Here is a 13,521-nt window from a genome sequence, read left to right as displayed (position 1 = left end):
GCGCGGCGAATCCGCAAGGAGATAAGGCGCATGCGCCTGAGCACCAAGGGACGCTACGCGGTGATGGCCATGGCCGACCTGGCTCGCCGCCAGGACGAGGCGGAGGGCCGCGCCGTGGCCCTGGCCGAGATCGCCGCCCGCCAGCAGATCTCGCTTTCCTATCTCGAACAGCTTTTCGCCCGCCTGCGCCGCAAGGGGCTGGTGGTCAGCGCCCGGGGCCCGGGCGGCGGCTATCGCCTGGCCAGAGAGGCCTGCGACACCGCCATCGCCGACATCGTCCTGGCCGTGGACGAGCCCCTGCGCGCCACGCGTTGCGGCATCTCCAAAATGGGGGGCAAGACCGGCGCCAAGGGCTGCATGGCCGGCGGCGCCCAGTGCCTGACCCACGATCTCTGGGAAGAGATGGGCCGCCAGATCCATGGCTACCTGGCCAGCGTGTCGATCGCCGACGTGCTGAACGGCAAGCTCAAGGAAAAGTCGGCGGCGCGGGAGATGGCCGCGGCGTGACCAAGCCCTCGATCTATCTCGACTACAACGCCACCGCGCCGATCCGTCCCGAGGCGCGGGACGCGGTGCTGCGCGCCTTCGAGGCCGCCGGCAATCCCTCGTCGGTGCACGCCAGCGGCCGGGCCGCGCGCGATCTGGTCGAGACCGCCCGCAAGCAGGTCGCCGACTTGGTCGGGGTGGTGCCGGGCTCGGTCACCTTCGTCAGCGGCGGCACGGAATCCAATGCGCTCGCCATCGGCAGCGCCGCCTTCGCCGGCTTCAACCGCATCATCGTCAGCGAGGGCGAGCACGACGGGGTGCTCGAAACCGCCGCCGCCTCGGGCCTGCAGGTCCTGAAAATGCCGCTGGACGCCGACGGCGTCGCGCGCCTGGACTGGCTGGAAGAAGCGCTCAGCGACGAGGGCAGGGCTCTCGTCTGCCTGATGCTGGCCAACAACGAGACCGGCGTCATCCAGCCGATCGCCCAGGCCGCCGCCCTGGTGCGCGCGGCCGACGGCTGGCTGCATGTCGACGCCGTCCAGGCGGCCGGCAAGATGGCCATCGACTTCACCGCCCTGGGCGCCGACACGATGGCGCTGTCGGCCCACAAGCTGGGCGGACCTCAGGGCGTCGGCGCCCTGGTCGCCGGCACGCGCGCCACGATCGTGCGCCAGCAGCACGGCGGCGGCCAGGAGCGCGGCCGCCGGGCCGGCACCGAGAACGTCGCCGGGATCGCCGGCTTCGGCGCCGCGGCGATGGCTGCCGCCCGTGACTTGCCCTCGATGGCCAATCAAGGCACATGGCGCGACGCCTTGGCCGACCGGGTCAAGGCCGCTGGCGCGACGGTGCTCGGAGAGGGCGCGGAACGCCTGCCCCAAACCCTTTGTCTGGCGGCCGAGGGCTTCGCCTCGCAGATCCAGGTGATGAACCTGGACCTGGCCGGGGTGATGGTCAGCGCCGGCAGCGCCTGCTCGTCGGGCAAGGTCAAGGCCAGCCGCGTGGTGGACGCCATGGGGCGGGCCGACCTGGCTCCGTTCGCCCTGCGTGTCAGCGGCGGCTGGGCCTCGACCGAGCAAGACTGGATTTCCTGCGGCGACGCCTGGCTCGCCGCCTATTCGCGTATCGGCGCCCGTCGCCGGGAGGTGGCGTAATGGCCGCGGTCAAAGAGACCATAGATACCGTCGCGTCGCTCGAGAAGTACGAGCACGGCTTCACGACCGATATCGAGCAGGAGTTCGCCCCCAAGGGGCTCTCCGAGGACATCGTGCGCTTCATCTCGGCCAAGAAGAACGAGCCGCAGTGGATGCTGGACTGGCGGCTGGAGGCCTATCGCCGCTGGCTGGAGCTGGAAGAGCCCACCTGGGCCAAGGTCGACTTCCCCAAGATCGACTACCAGGACAGCTACTACTACGCCGCGCCGACCCAGAAGGCCGGGATCGCCAGCCTCGATGAGGTGGATCCCGACATCCTGGCCGTCTACGCCAAGCTGGGCATCCCGCTGAAGGAACAGGAAGTGCTGGCCGGCGTGGTCGGCGCGCCGCGCTACGCCGTGGACGCCGTGTTCGACAGCGTCAGCGTGGTCACCACCTTCAAGAAGGAGCTGGCGGCGGTCGGGGTGATCTTCTGCTCGATGAGCGAGGCGATCCGCGAACACCCGGAACTGGTCAAGCAGTACCTGGGCAGCGTCGTGCCGACGTCGGACAACTATTTCGCCTGCCTCAACAGCGCGGTCTTCAGCGATGGCTCGTTCGTCTACATCCCGCCGGGCGTGCGCTGCCCGATGGAGCTGTCGACCTATTTCCGCATCAACGCCAAGGACAGCGGCCAGTTCGAGCGCACCCTGATCATCGCCGACAAGGACGCCTACTGCTCGTACCTGGAGGGCTGCACGGCCCCGATGCGCGACGAGAACCAGTTGCACGCCGCCGTGGTCGAGCTGGTGCTGCTGGACGACGCCGAGATCAAGTATTCCACCGTCCAGAACTGGTATCCGGGCGATCCGGAAACCGGCAAGGGCGGCATCTACAACTTCGTCACCAAGCGCGCCGACTGCCGCGGCGACCGCTCCAAGGTGTCGTGGACGCAGGTCGAGACCGGCTCGGCCATCACCTGGAAATATCCGTCCTGCGTGCTGCGCGGCGAGGGCTCGTCGGGCGAGTTCTACTCGATCGCCGTGACCAACGGTCACCAGCAGGCCGACACCGGCACCAAGATGATCCACCTGGGCGCCAACACAAAGTCGCGGATCGTCGCCAAGGGCATCAGCGCCGGCAAGTCGACCAGCACCTATCGCGGCCTGGTCTCGGCCCACCCGAAAGCCAAGGGCGCGCGCAACTTCACCCAGTGCGACAGCCTGCTGATCGGCAAGACCTGCGCGGCCCACACGGTCCCGTACATCGAGGCCCGCAACGGTCAGTCGGTGTTCGAGCACGAGGCCACCACCACCCGCCTGTCGGACGACCAGCTGTTCTATTGCCAGCAGCGCGGCCTGTCGCAGGAAGAGGCCGTGGCCCTGCTGGTCAACGGCTTCGTCAAGGACGTGCTGCAGCAGCTGCCCATGGAATTCGCCGTCGAAGCCCAGAAGCTGGTGGCGATCTCGCTGGAAGGCTCGGTGGGATGACGCCGGTCCGCTTCGGCCTGAACGACAAGGAATACAAGTACGCCCGCCAGCTGGCCTTCCAGGCCGCGCACGGGACTTGGATCAATCCTTACGGCGACGAGGCGCCGCTGATCGACCGCAGCGCCAAGCTGCTGTCGGGCGGCAACGCCGACGCCGCCGCCGAGCGGGAATTGCTGACCACGCTGCTCAAGCTCGCCTGCTACAGCCCCGAACACGAATGGGAGGCGCCGACCCTGACCGGCAAGCCGACCGCCTTCGCTATCCAGACGCTCGAAAAGATCACGGCCTTCAATGCTTAATATCCAGAACCTCCACGCCAATGTCGGCGACAAGCCGATCCTCAAGGGCGTCACGCTCGACGTGCCGGCCGGCGAAGTGCACGCCATCATGGGGCCGAACGGCGCGGGCAAGTCGACGCTGTCCTACGTGCTGAGCGGTCGCGGCGGCTACGAGGTCACCGAAGGTTCGGCGACGCTGAACGGCGAGGACCTGCTGGCCCTGGAGCCGAACGAGCGGGCCGCCAAGGGCGTGTTCCTGTCGTTCCAGTATCCGCTGGAGATCCCCGGCGTGCCCGCCCTGACCTTCATCCGCACCGCCCTGAACGCCCAGCGCCGGGCGCGCGGCGAGGACGAGATCGCCGCCCCGGCCTTCCTGAAGCTGGCCAAGGAAAAGGCCGCGGCGCTGAAGATCGACTTCGACATGCTCAAGCGTGGCCTGAACGTCGGCTTTTCGGGCGGCGAGAAGAAGCGGATGGAAATCCTGCAGATGGCGATGCTGTCGCCCAAGTTCCTGATCCTGGACGAGACTGACAGCGGCCTGGACATCGACGCCCTGAAGATCGTCTCCGAAGGCGTCAACGCCCTGCGCGCGCCCGATCGCGGCATGCTGGTCATCACCCACTATCAGCGCCTGCTGGACTACATCAAACCCGACCGCGTCCACGTGCTGGCCGCCGGCCGCATCGTCGCCTCGGGCGGTCCGGAGCTGGCCCTGCAGCTCGAGGCCGAGGGCTACGACAAGTACACGGTCGCCGCCTGATGAGCCTGGCTTCCGCCTTCAAGACCGGCGACCTGACCCAGCTGCCGTCGCGTCGTGACGAGGACTGGCGCTGGACCGACCTGCGCGGCCTGATCCGCGCCGTGCCGCCGGTTTCTCCGACGGTGGACGGCGACGTCGCCGCAGGCCCGTTCAACGGCTTGGCCGCCGACGAAATCCTGTTCGTCAACGGCCGCCAGCGCCACGCCGCCGCCAGCGGCGCCGGCGACGTGGTGGCCCTGCGCTTCGTCTCAGCCAGCGAAGGGACGGCGCACGCAACCAGCTACGCCATCGTCGTCGAGCCCGATACGACCCTAGTCCTGCTGGAAAGCCACGAGGGCCGGGCCACCGGCTACTTCTCCGACGTGACCCTGGACATCGCGGTGGGCGAGGGCGCTCGCGTCGAGCGCATCGTGCTGGTCGATGACCAGGCCGAGGCCATCGACGTGGTCACCGCCGAGGTCGACCTGGCCCCCGGCGCGACCTACGCCCAGACCGTCCTGACCACCGGCGCGCGTCGCCAGCGGATCGAGACGCGGATCAACCACCCCGGCGCCCACGCCGATGTGCGGCTGGACGGCGTCTACATCCTCGAAGACCAGCGCCACGCCGACCAGACCACGGTCGTCACCCACGGCGGCGTCGACGGAACCACCAGCCAGCTGACCAAGGGCGTCGTCGACGACCAGGCGCGCGGCGTGTTCCAGGGGCGGATCGTCGTCCAACCGGGCGCCGACCAGACCGACGCCCGCATGGGCCACCACGCCCTGATCCTGTCGGACAAGGCCGAGGTCGACGCCAAGCCCGAGCTGCTGATCTTCGCCGACGACGTTTCCTGCGCCCATGGCAACACGATCGGCGCCCTGGACGACGAGCAGATCTTCTACGCCCGCCAGCGCGGCATTCCGGAAGTCGAGGCGAAAGCCATGCTGACCCAGGCCTTCCTGGGCGAGGTGGTCGAGCGCATCGCGCACGAGGGCGCGCGCGAGATCGCCGCCGCCTGGGTCGCCGCCAAGCTGGGGAGGGCCCAATAATGGCTTTTGACGCCCCCTTCGACGTCGAGGCGATCCGCGCCCAGTTCCCGATCCTGGCCCGCCAGGTGCACGGCAAGCCGCTGGTCTATCTGGACAGCGCCGCCAGCGCTCAGAAGCCGGAAGCGGTGCTCAACGCCATGACGGGCCTGGCCCGCACCAGCTACGCCAACGTCCATCGCGGCCTGCACACCCTGGCCAACGAAACCACGCAGGCCTATGAAAACGCGCGGGAAACCGTGGCGAAGTTCATCAACGCCGAGCCGTCGGAAATCGTCTGGACCAAGAGCGCCACCGAGGCGGTCAACCTGGTCGCCGACACCTTCGGTCGTAGCTTGAAGGCCGGCGACGAGATCGTCATCTCCGAGATGGAGCACCACGCCAATATCGTGCCCTGGCACTTCCTGCGCGAGCGCTACGGCGTCGTCCTGAAGTTCGTGCCGGTCACGGATGACGGCCGCCTGGACATGGAGACCTACAAGGGCCTGCTCAACGAACGCACGAAGATGGTGGCCATGAGCCACATGTCGAACGTGCTGGGCACCATCAACGACGCCGCCGAGATCGTCCGCCTGGCCCACGCCGCCGGCGCGCCGGTGCTGCTGGACGGCTGCCAGGCCATCGTCCACTCCAAGGTCGACGTGAAGGCCCTGGACGTCGATTTCTACGTCTTCAGCGGCCACAAGCTCTACGGCCCCACCGGCATCGGCGTGCTGTACGGCAAGGCCGAACGCCTGGCCGCCCTGCCGCCATATCAGGGTGGCGGCGAGATGATCGGCTCGGTGTCGATGGACAAGATTACCTATGCCGACCCGCCGCACCGCTTCGAGGCCGGCACCCCGGCGATCCTCGAGGCCGTCGGCCTGGGCGCCGCGATCGAGTGGCTGAACACCATCGACCGCGACGCGGCCCTGGCCCACGAGCACGCCCTCTACCAGCGGGTCGTCGACCAGCTGGACGGCGTCAACGGCGTGCGGATCCTGGGCACGGCCCCAGGCAAGGGCGCGGTGCTGAGCTTCGTGGTCGAGGGCGCCCACGCCCACGACGTGGCCCAGGTGCTGGACCGCTACGGCGTGGCTGTCCGCGCCGGCACCCACTGCGCCGAGCCCCTGATGAAAAGGTTCGGCGTCACGTCGAGCGCTCGCGCTTCCTTCGCCCTATATAACACCCTGGACGAGGCCGACGCGTTCGTGAGCGCGCTGGCCAAGGCCCGCAGTTTCTTCAGTTGAGCTGACATGACCGACCAAGCTGTCTCCAAGATCCCCCAGGCCGAACTCGACAAGCTGACCGACCAGCTGATCGAGAAGCTGAAGACGGTGTTCGACCCGGAAATCCCGGTCGACATCTACGAGCTTGGCCTGATCTACAAGGTCGACGTCAGCGACGACAAGGACGTGGCCATCGACATGACCCTGACCGCCCCGGGCTGCCCGGTGGCCGGGGAAATGCCGGGCTGGGTGCGCGACGCGGTCATGGAGCTGGACGGCATCAAGTCGTGCCACGTCGAGCTGGTTTTTGAGCCGCCGTGGGATCCCTCGCGGATGAGCGACGAGGCCAAGCTGCAACTGAACATGTTCTAGGCTGGTTGAAATCCCATGGAAGTCGCCGTCACCCCTCGCGTTCGCCGCCCCCGCCCCAAGGTCGTCACCCTGACGCCGGCCGCCGCCGCGCGGGTGAAGGAGATCATGGACCGCGCCGATAAGCCCTATGCGGGCCTGCGGGTGGGCGTGAAGAACGGCGGCTGCGCGGGCTCGGAATACATCTTCGAATACGCCGCCGAGCAGGGGCCGATCGATGAGGTGGTCGAGGACCAGGGCGTGACCATCCTGATCGATCCCAAGGCGGTGCTGTTCCTGATCGGCACCACGATCGACTACGAGACCACCAAGCTGTCGTCGAAGTTCGTGTTCAACAATCCGAACGAGACCGACGCCTGCGGCTGCGGCGAGAGCGTGACGATCCAGCCGGCCGCCGAGGCCCTGGACTGATGCTGGCCAAGACGCCGTCTTGCGTCGAATGCGGCCTACCTTGGGGCGCGCCGGCCTTCCGTCACGAGGACGAGGCGCCGCTGTACTGGTCGGACCAAGGCGTCCTGTGCTCGACCGGCTGCGCGACCAAGCATTTCGACCAGCGCCGGGAGGACGGGACGTTCGTGCCCGCGCCGGCGGAATGTCCCGTCGCGCTCTGAGCTAGAGCCCGACGCCTGATGTCCGGCCCCGTCTAGAGGAATTTGGTCGCTACAGCGACAAGGGCGGCGACGAGCGCGACAAACGGCAGCGTGGAAGTGATGACGAGGATGAGCCGCTCGCGCAGGAGGCGGCTCGCCAGGGCGCCAATCGCGCCGATGGCGGTGCTGATCGGCACGGCGAGCACAAGCTTGATCCGGAAGTCTTCGTCGAACGAGCTGAGGTTCGCGAAAAAGATCACGAAGAGCGCCGCGAAGAAGGCCGGACCGGTCACGAACGCCCATATCACCGTGGCGGCGAGAACCAGATCCCAAGGCGGGTTTTGCGAACGCGAGGCGTCGGAAGATTCGATTTCCGTTTGCGGGTTCTCCAGCATATCACGCCACCGCTTCGGCGGATTTCGCCGCCACGTTCTTGCGCCCGTTCCACTCCACCAGCACCGACGGCTTGACCGGTTCGCCGCGCGCCTGAGCGATCAGCTGGTTGGTGCGGGTCTCGATGACCTCTTCCATCTTCGCCATGAACTCGGCCTTGGACAGGCCCTGGGGCAGGGGCGGCAGGAACTCGATCGTGGCCGTGCCCGGCGTCTTGTGCTTGTCCTGCTGCTTCCAGAAGCAGCCCAGGTTCGTCGCCACCGGCACGACCGGCAGGTTGAAGTCCTGGCTCATGTAGTAGACGCCGGTGCGATAGCGGAACCGCTCGCCCGGCGCGGCCAGGTGGCCCTCGGGATAGATCAGGATGCGGCGGCCCTCGGCGGCCACCTGGGCGGCGCTCTTGGACAGGGCCGCGCGGGCTTCCGGACCGCCGCAACTGTCGACGACGATCGCGCCTAGCTTCTTGAGGATCGCGCCCACCAGCGGGAACTTCTCCAGATGGTCGCCGGTCACGAACGACAGGTTCTCGACATTGGCGAACATCACGAAGCCGTCGCCCCAGCTGTGATGCTTGGCGGCGATGATGAAGGCGCCGTCGGGCAGGTTCTCCTGACCCTTCAGGTCGATCTTGATCCCCGCCAGCGTCCGCAGCGCCCACAGCATCCGCTGGCTGTAGAGCCGCAGGGCGAAGGCGACGGGCTTGCGGCCCGGGAGCAGGGCGGAGAGGGCGGCCGACAGGCCGTAGAAGATCGACAGCACCCAGTAGTAGGCGTTGAACAGCGCGCTGCGCATGGTTCGAAATCCTTGAGGGCTGAGAGGTCTAGCGGGCGGACAGCACGGCCTGGACGGCCGCGGTCATCAGGGAGGCGTGGGCCGAGAGGGCGTCGTCACCCAGGCGGCCATAGGCCTTGTTCTGGGCGGTCTGGGTGATCACGCCAATGGCCATGGCGGCGATCACGCGCGGGTCGCCCGGCGGCAGCTCCATGTCCATCATCGCCCGCTTGATCAGCCCCTCGACCATGGTCACCGGGTCGCGACCGTCTTCCTGGTAGTAGGGCAGGAAGTGGTGCAGCTGCAGCAGGTGGAAGGCGAACAGCAGCCAGTCCTCGTCGGCCACGGTGCAATAGGCGCGGACCACGGCGGCGGCCTTGGCCTGCACGCCCGTCGCCATCTCGGCGTTCACGGTGATCAGGTCGGAGAGGCGACGATGGGTGGCCATGAACAGGCCTAGGGCCAGCTCGTCCTTGCTCTTCCAGTGGCGGTAGATCGCGCCTTCCGACACCCCGGCCTTGGCGGCGATCAGCTTGGTCGTGGCCGCGTCGACGCCCTTGTCGACGAAGACCTCGAGAGCGGCGCGTTCGATCTTGGGTTTGGCGTTCATAAGGTGAGGCTAGTACGGCGCCCATACGATGCAAGTGATTACTCACATTTATGCTGCGACGTTGACCTGACCGCGACCGGCGGCCTAAGCCCCGGCCATGGCTCAGACGATCCTGATCTACTCGATGGGCGAAATCCTGGGCGACAGCCTGATCAAGCTGCCGTTCATCGCCGGCCTGCGCGAAGCCTTTCCCCAGGCCCGGATCACCTGGTGCGCGGCCAAGGGCGGCACGATGTACGCCGGACCGCTGAAGTCGGTCGTCGCGGGCTATATCGACGAGATCCTGACCGACGGCCCGACCGGGGCCAGGCCGCTGGATGCGCTGCCCTGGGTCACGCCGTTCGGCGGCCGGACCTTCGACCTGGTGATCGACACCCAGGAGAACCTGCGCCGCAGCCTGGTCGCCAAGCGGGCCGTCTCTAAAGGCAAAGAAGGGGGCCGCTTCATCTCGGCCGCGCTCCAGGCCCGCCAGCCCGGCTGGCCCGTCGCCGTGGTCGACCGCCTGGCGCGGCTGCTGTTCCTGGCCAGCGACGGGGACGGCGCGCCGCGTCCGCTGGCGCTGTCCGATCCCGACGCCACCAACGCGGCCCGCGCCCTGCTGCCGACCGCCCACTACGGCGGTCCGGTCTATGTCGGCCTGGCGCCCGGGGCCGGCGGGCAAGACCGCCGCTGGCCGCTGGAGCGCTATATCGAACTGGCCCGCCGCATCGAGGCGGCCGACCGCAAGGCGGTGTTCTTCTTCGGTCCGGACGAGGGCCCCGACCTCCAGATCGCCCGCGACGCGGTTCCCACGGCGCTGTTCCCGGAGAAGGACCGCACCGACGACTTTCCCGATGTGAAGGGCCCGCTGCTGGCCATCGCCCTGGCCGGCCGCCTGACCGCCGCGGTGGCCAACGACGCCGGCCCTGGCCACATGCTGGCGGCCGGCGGCGCGCCGTTGCTGTCGCTGCAGCAGGACCATCGCAAGGCCGTGAAGTTCCGCCCCGCCGCGCGACGCCTTGAGCTGCTGGTCGCGGAAGACTACGGACAGGGCATGGCCGCCCTGCCGCTGGACGTGGTGGACGCCGCCCTGCAACGCCTGATCGCCGGAGCTTCCTGAATGCCCATCCTCGCGCCCGTCTCGGCCGGCGAACTGATCGACAAGATCACCATCCTGCGGGTCAAGGCGCTGCGGATCGGCGATCCGGCCAAGGCGGCCAATGTCCAGACCGAGCTGGCCCTGCTGGAGGAGACCGCCGCCCACGCCCTGCCGCACTCGCCGGAGCTTGAGGACCTGGTCACCCAGCTGACCGAGATCAACGCGGCCCTCTGGGACATCGAGGACGGCAAGCGCGACTGCGAACGCCGCCAGGACTTCGGTCCGAAATTCATCGAGCTGGCCCGCCGCGTCTATATCGACAACGACCGGCGCGCCGCCGTGAAGCGCCAGATCAACCTGCTGGTCGGCTCCGATATCGTTGAGGAAAAGAGCTACAAGCCGTACTTGGCGAAGTAGGGAGGTTAGTCCCGCTTCCCCGCCGCCTCTTCGACCCGTTCCTCGAAGTCGCCGAGATTGCCGAACAGGTTCTCGATCGCGAACACCAGGCCGAACACCCGGGCCGCGTCATCGAAGGCGAGAGCGCGCGTGCCGCCGCCGGCTCGCAAGGTCTCCACGGCGGATTGAAAGGCCTGATGCGCCTCGGCGAAGGCGATCCGATCGGGACGGGGGCCGCCCGACAGCAGGGCCGCGCAGGCTCGCAGGAAGGTCGCGCTGGCGTTCAGCATCGCCGCCGAGGGCAGGGCCAGGCCGGGCGAGGGGAAGGTCTCGCGCAGCGCCCGGCCGATCATCACGCTGTCGTTGCGCAGTCGCCACAGCGTGCGGGGCAGGGCCTCGGTCACCGAATGATCGCTCAGCTTGCTGGCGCTCTCGCGATCGGCCTCGGTCATCGCCGTCTGCAGCTTGGACAGGGCCTTGAGCGTATCGTCGTAATGGTCGCGCGCTTCCAGCTCGGTCGCGCCGCCCTTCAGCTTCAGGGCGTAGTGTTCCAGCAACTCGGCCAGCAGGCCGGCCACCTTGGTGGCGTTGTCGACCACCGAGGCGTGGGCCCGGGCCGGAAAGATCAGCAGGGTGGCGGCGATGCCGACGATGCTGCCGACCGTGATCTCGGCCGTGCGCAGGAAGGCGGCGACCAGCGGGTCCATATGGGTGGTCGTGCCGATCAGCATGATCACGGCGGTGACCGGCGCGACCTTGAACGCCGGACGCACCGCCGCCAGGAAGGCCAGCAGGGCGGCGGTGACCGCCAGAATCGGTCCGCCGGCCTCGGGCCAGCGGGCGTGCAGCATGGCCGCTCCAGCCCCGGCCAGCGCGCCCACGACCGTGCCCATCAGCCGCTCGATCGAGGCGGTGATCGTGGCGCCCAGGCTGGACTGGACGACGATCACGGCCGTGAACACCGCCCAATAGCCCTGGGGCAGGCGCAGCAGGGTCGCCAGGGCGTAGGCGGCCACGACCGCCGACGAGACCCGCACGGCGTGGCGCAGCTCGGTCTTGCGGGCGGCCGCCTTGGCCAGGGCGGCTCGGGAAAGCTCCAGACCGACGAAGCGCCGCCAATCGCTGGGGGCGGCCTCGGGCATCTAGGCCACGGCCTCGCGCAACATCTCCAGGGCGGTGCGGACGGCGGCCAGTTGCACGCCCTCGCGGGTCTCGCCGTCGAACAGCTCGTGGCGATGGACGACGGAGCGATTGGCGCGGGCCACGGCGAAATGCACGGTGCCGACGGGCTTCAGCGGCGAGCCGCCGCCAGGTCCCGCCACGCCGGTGATCGAGACGGCGACGTGGCCGTTGCTGGCCTCCAGCGCCCCCTCGGCCATCATCCGCGCCACCACTTCGGACACCGCCCCGTGGTCGGCGATCAGGTCGCCCGGCACGCCCAGCATCTCGGACTTGGCGCGGTTGGTGTAGGTGACGAAGCCGCGCTCGAAGACGTCCGACGCGCCGGAGATGTTGCAGATCGCCCCGGCCACCAGACCGCCGGTGCAGCTCTCGGCCGTGACCAGCCGCAGGGATTTGGCGCGGGCCTCGTCGATCAGCAGGCGGGCCAGGGTTTCGATCTCTAGAGGGAACATCGAAGGACTCGGCGTTGCGGTCGGGGACACACACTCACACCACGACCTGAGTTCAGATGGCAACGCCTTGAGAGTAAGTGTGTGTCCCCATCTCTCGCGCAAACGTTCAGGCCGGCGTCTCGACCACGGCGATGGCCTGGGCCGCCAGGCCTTCGCCGCGGCCGGTGAAGCCCATGCCCTCGGTGGTGGTCGCCTTGACGCTGACACGGTCCAGCGGCAGGTCGAGGATCTGGGCCAGGCGTTCGCGCATGGCCGCGCGGTGCGGTTTGATCTTCGGCCGCTCGCAGATCAGCGTCACGTCGACATTGACCAGACTTCCGCCGCGTTGGCGGACTAGATCCACGGCATGGATCAGGAACTTGTCCGAGGCCGCGCCCTTCCATTGCGGATCGGTGGGCGGGAAATGGTCGCCGATATCGCCTTCGCCGATCGCGCCCAGGATGGCGTCGGTCAGGGCGTGCAGCCCGGCGTCGGCGTCCGAATGGCCGATCAGGGTCTCGTTGTGGGCGATCTCGACGCCGCACAGCCACACCGACTCGCCGGGACCCCAACGGTGGGCGTCGAAGCCCTGGCCCATGCGGGTGATCCGGGCGCGGCCCGCCAGTGTCTCGGCCATGGCGAAGTCCTCCGGATAGGTCAGTTTCATCAGCATCGGGTCGCCGGGGGTGACCACGACCCGGCCGCCATGGCGCTCGACCACCTGGCCGTCGTCGGTCGGTTCGTCCGGGCCCGTCCAGGCGGCGTAGGCGGCCAGCAGGCGATCGCGGCGGAAGGCCTGGGGGGTCTGGGCCCGCCACAGGTCGTTACGCGGTTTCGTGACAACGCTGGACTCGAGCGCCCCGCTTTTCAGCGTATCGGCCACGGGCAAGGCTGGAATTGCGCCATCGGCGTCTTCGAGCGCCTTCAGCACCCCCGCGATTGTTGCGGCGCCGAGGAAGGGGCGGGCGGCGTCGTGGATCAGCACCGGCTCGTCGGCCGGACGATCGGCGAGGACGGCCAGACCGGCCTGGACCGAGAGCGGGCGAGTCGCGCCGCCGGCCGTCGTCGTCCAGCCCGACAGGCCCGCCAGGGCAGCGTCCAAAGCCCCACGGGCCTCGGGATCGGCCACGATCACGAGCTTTTGCGCGCCGCCGTTCAGCAAGGCTTCCACCGACCAGCGCAGGACGGTTTTGCCCGCCAGAACGCGCCATTGCTTGGCCTGGCCCGGGCCGGCCCTGGTACCGGAACCGGCGGCGACGATGACGGCGGAGAAGGTCATCCGGGCTGTTTAGCCGCCCAACGTAACTTGTCCAGAGAAGGA

At 68.5% G+C, this 13,521-nt stretch carries 18 protein-coding genes; 12 read left to right on the top strand and 6 right to left on the bottom strand.

From position 1 onward, the window contains the following. The first annotated feature begins 30 nt into the window (after window positions 1–30). Genes G3M62_RS12030 through G3M62_RS11985 form a run of 10 tightly spaced genes read left to right on the top strand, consistent with a single transcriptional unit; the run spans window position 31 to window position 7,360 of the window. Window positions 31–507, top strand: coding sequence for an Rrf2 family transcriptional regulator (locus G3M62_RS12030; protein ID WP_165187302.1), 477 nt, complete (start codon window positions 31–33; stop codon window positions 505–507). Continuing rightward, complete coding sequence (locus G3M62_RS12025) at window positions 504–1,637, top strand: cysteine desulfurase family protein (RefSeq protein WP_165187300.1); 1,134 nt, start codon at window positions 504–506, stop codon at window positions 1,635–1,637. Before G3M62_RS12030 ends, G3M62_RS12025 begins: the two co-directional genes overlap by 4 nt. Next, complete coding sequence (gene sufB, locus G3M62_RS12020) at window positions 1,637–3,106, top strand: Fe-S cluster assembly protein SufB (protein WP_165187299.1); 1,470 nt, start codon at window positions 1,637–1,639, stop codon at window positions 3,104–3,106. The genes G3M62_RS12025 and sufB overlap by 1 nt, the downstream gene beginning before the upstream one ends. After that, entirely contained in the window at window positions 3,103–3,405 is a 303-nt protein-coding gene (locus G3M62_RS12015) for a hypothetical protein (RefSeq protein ID WP_165187297.1), read from the top strand. Before sufB ends, G3M62_RS12015 begins: the two co-directional genes overlap by 4 nt. Next, complete coding sequence (gene sufC, locus G3M62_RS12010) at window positions 3,398–4,144, top strand: Fe-S cluster assembly ATPase SufC (RefSeq protein WP_165187295.1); 747 nt, start codon at window positions 3,398–3,400, stop codon at window positions 4,142–4,144. Before G3M62_RS12015 ends, sufC begins: the two co-directional genes overlap by 8 nt. Then, entirely contained in the window at window positions 4,144–5,175 is a 1,032-nt protein-coding gene (gene sufD, locus G3M62_RS12005; protein WP_165187293.1) for a Fe-S cluster assembly protein SufD, read from the top strand. Before sufC ends, sufD begins: the two co-directional genes overlap by 1 nt. Beyond that, window positions 5,175–6,401 carry an aminotransferase class V-fold PLP-dependent enzyme gene (locus tag G3M62_RS12000; protein WP_165187292.1) on the top strand — a complete coding sequence of 409 codons (1,227 nt, stop codon included), beginning with the start codon at window positions 5,175–5,177 and terminating at the stop codon, window positions 6,399–6,401. Before sufD ends, G3M62_RS12000 begins: the two co-directional genes overlap by 1 nt. 6 nt (window positions 6,402–6,407) lie before the next feature. Then, window positions 6,408–6,752, top strand: a complete 345-nt coding sequence (locus tag G3M62_RS11995; protein WP_165187290.1) for an SUF system Fe-S cluster assembly protein — start codon at window positions 6,408–6,410, stop codon at window positions 6,750–6,752. A 15-nt stretch (window positions 6,753–6,767) separates the two neighbouring features. Continuing rightward, window positions 6,768–7,160 carry a HesB/IscA family protein gene (locus G3M62_RS11990; RefSeq protein WP_165187288.1) on the top strand — a complete coding sequence of 131 codons (393 nt, stop codon included), beginning with the start codon at window positions 6,768–6,770 and terminating at the stop codon, window positions 7,158–7,160. Beyond that, window positions 7,160–7,360, top strand: coding sequence for a hypothetical protein (locus G3M62_RS11985; protein ID WP_165187286.1), 201 nt, complete (start codon window positions 7,160–7,162; stop codon window positions 7,358–7,360). Before G3M62_RS11990 ends, G3M62_RS11985 begins: the two co-directional genes overlap by 1 nt. Before the next feature lie 32 nt (window positions 7,361–7,392). On the opposite strand, the gene G3M62_RS11980 is transcribed toward G3M62_RS11985, so the two are convergent. From G3M62_RS11980 to G3M62_RS11970, 3 genes are read right to left on the bottom strand one after another with little or no spacing between them, the layout of a single operon-like run. Then, window positions 7,393–7,734, bottom strand: coding sequence for a hypothetical protein (locus G3M62_RS11980; RefSeq protein WP_165187284.1), 342 nt, complete (start codon window positions 7,732–7,734; stop codon window positions 7,393–7,395). Window position 7,735: 1 nt separating this feature from the next. Next, on the bottom strand, window positions 7,736–8,524 hold the full coding sequence (locus G3M62_RS11975) for a lysophospholipid acyltransferase family protein (protein ID WP_165187282.1): 789 nt from the start codon (window positions 8,522–8,524) through the stop codon (window positions 7,736–7,738). A gap of 28 nt (window positions 8,525–8,552) precedes the next feature. Next, window positions 8,553–9,113: a TetR/AcrR family transcriptional regulator gene (locus tag G3M62_RS11970; RefSeq protein ID WP_165187280.1), complete on the bottom strand. Its 561-nt coding sequence runs from the start codon at window positions 9,111–9,113 to the stop codon at window positions 8,553–8,555. Window positions 9,114–9,210: 97 nt separating this feature from the next. Between G3M62_RS11970 and G3M62_RS11965 the strand changes: the two genes are divergently transcribed. Both G3M62_RS11965 and G3M62_RS11960 read left to right on the top strand, forming a co-directional pair. Next, window positions 9,211–10,212, top strand: a complete 1,002-nt coding sequence (locus G3M62_RS11965; RefSeq protein ID WP_165187278.1) for a glycosyltransferase family 9 protein — start codon at window positions 9,211–9,213, stop codon at window positions 10,210–10,212. Further along, entirely contained in the window at window positions 10,213–10,608 is a 396-nt protein-coding gene (locus tag G3M62_RS11960; protein ID WP_165187276.1) for a DUF6165 family protein, read from the top strand. 5 nt (window positions 10,609–10,613) lie between these two features. On the opposite strand, the gene G3M62_RS11955 is transcribed toward G3M62_RS11960, so the two are convergent. The 3 genes from G3M62_RS11955 to G3M62_RS11945 form a co-directional block, all read right to left on the bottom strand. Continuing rightward, window positions 10,614–11,729 (bottom strand): FUSC family protein, encoded by a 1,116-nt coding sequence (locus tag G3M62_RS11955; protein WP_165187274.1) that lies wholly within the window; start codon window positions 11,727–11,729, stop codon window positions 10,614–10,616. Continuing rightward, complete coding sequence (locus tag G3M62_RS11950) at window positions 11,730–12,221, bottom strand: CinA family protein (RefSeq protein WP_165187272.1); 492 nt, start codon at window positions 12,219–12,221, stop codon at window positions 11,730–11,732. It abuts the gene before it with no gap. Window positions 12,222–12,327: 106 nt separating this feature from the next. Next, window positions 12,328–13,479 carry a bifunctional 2-C-methyl-D-erythritol 4-phosphate cytidylyltransferase/2-C-methyl-D-erythritol 2,4-cyclodiphosphate synthase gene (locus G3M62_RS11945; RefSeq protein WP_165187270.1) on the bottom strand — a complete coding sequence of 384 codons (1,152 nt, stop codon included), beginning with the start codon at window positions 13,477–13,479 and terminating at the stop codon, window positions 12,328–12,330. Window positions 13,480–13,521: the final 42 nt, after the last annotated feature.

The organism is Caulobacter soli (genome assembly GCF_011045195.1).
Taxonomy (GTDB): Bacteria; Pseudomonadota; Alphaproteobacteria; order Caulobacterales; family Caulobacteraceae; genus Caulobacter; species Caulobacter soli.
The sequence above is the reverse complement of the archived record's forward strand: the minus strand, read 5'-3'. Positions and strand labels throughout refer to the sequence as shown.

Excerpts from the sequence above, each read along its gene's own strand:
- G3M62_RS12030 (WP_165187302.1), top strand. The coding sequence starts at position 31 with ATGCGCCTGAGCACCAAGGGACGCTACGCGGTGATGGCCATGGCCGAC.
- sufB (WP_165187299.1), top strand. The coding sequence starts at position 1,637 with ATGGCCGCGGTCAAAGAGACCATAGATACCGTCGCGTCGCTCGAGAAG.
- G3M62_RS12015 (WP_165187297.1), top strand. The coding sequence starts at position 3,103 with ATGACGCCGGTCCGCTTCGGCCTGAACGACAAGGAATACAAGTACGCC.
- sufC (WP_165187295.1), top strand. The coding sequence starts at position 3,398 with ATGCTTAATATCCAGAACCTCCACGCCAATGTCGGCGACAAGCCGATC.
- sufD (WP_165187293.1), top strand. The coding sequence starts at position 4,144 with ATGAGCCTGGCTTCCGCCTTCAAGACCGGCGACCTGACCCAGCTGCCG.
- G3M62_RS12000 (WP_165187292.1), top strand. The coding sequence starts at position 5,175 with ATGGCTTTTGACGCCCCCTTCGACGTCGAGGCGATCCGCGCCCAGTTC.
- G3M62_RS11995 (WP_165187290.1), top strand. The coding sequence starts at position 6,408 with ATGACCGACCAAGCTGTCTCCAAGATCCCCCAGGCCGAACTCGACAAG.
- G3M62_RS11990 (WP_165187288.1), top strand. The coding sequence starts at position 6,768 with ATGGAAGTCGCCGTCACCCCTCGCGTTCGCCGCCCCCGCCCCAAGGTC.
- G3M62_RS11985 (WP_165187286.1), top strand. The coding sequence starts at position 7,160 with ATGCTGGCCAAGACGCCGTCTTGCGTCGAATGCGGCCTACCTTGGGGC.
- G3M62_RS11980 (WP_165187284.1), bottom strand. The coding sequence starts at position 7,734 with ATGCTGGAGAACCCGCAAACGGAAATCGAATCTTCCGACGCCTCGCGT.
- G3M62_RS11975 (WP_165187282.1), bottom strand. The coding sequence starts at position 8,524 with ATGCGCAGCGCGCTGTTCAACGCCTACTACTGGGTGCTGTCGATCTTC.
- G3M62_RS11970 (WP_165187280.1), bottom strand. The coding sequence starts at position 9,113 with ATGAACGCCAAACCCAAGATCGAACGCGCCGCTCTCGAGGTCTTCGTC.
- G3M62_RS11965 (WP_165187278.1), top strand. The coding sequence starts at position 9,211 with ATGGCTCAGACGATCCTGATCTACTCGATGGGCGAAATCCTGGGCGAC.
- G3M62_RS11960 (WP_165187276.1), top strand. The coding sequence starts at position 10,213 with ATGCCCATCCTCGCGCCCGTCTCGGCCGGCGAACTGATCGACAAGATC.
- G3M62_RS11955 (WP_165187274.1), bottom strand. The coding sequence starts at position 11,729 with ATGCCCGAGGCCGCCCCCAGCGATTGGCGGCGCTTCGTCGGTCTGGAG.
- G3M62_RS11950 (WP_165187272.1), bottom strand. The coding sequence starts at position 12,221 with ATGTTCCCTCTAGAGATCGAAACCCTGGCCCGCCTGCTGATCGACGAG.
- G3M62_RS11945 (WP_165187270.1), bottom strand. The coding sequence starts at position 13,479 with ATGACCTTCTCCGCCGTCATCGTCGCCGCCGGTTCCGGTACCAGGGCC.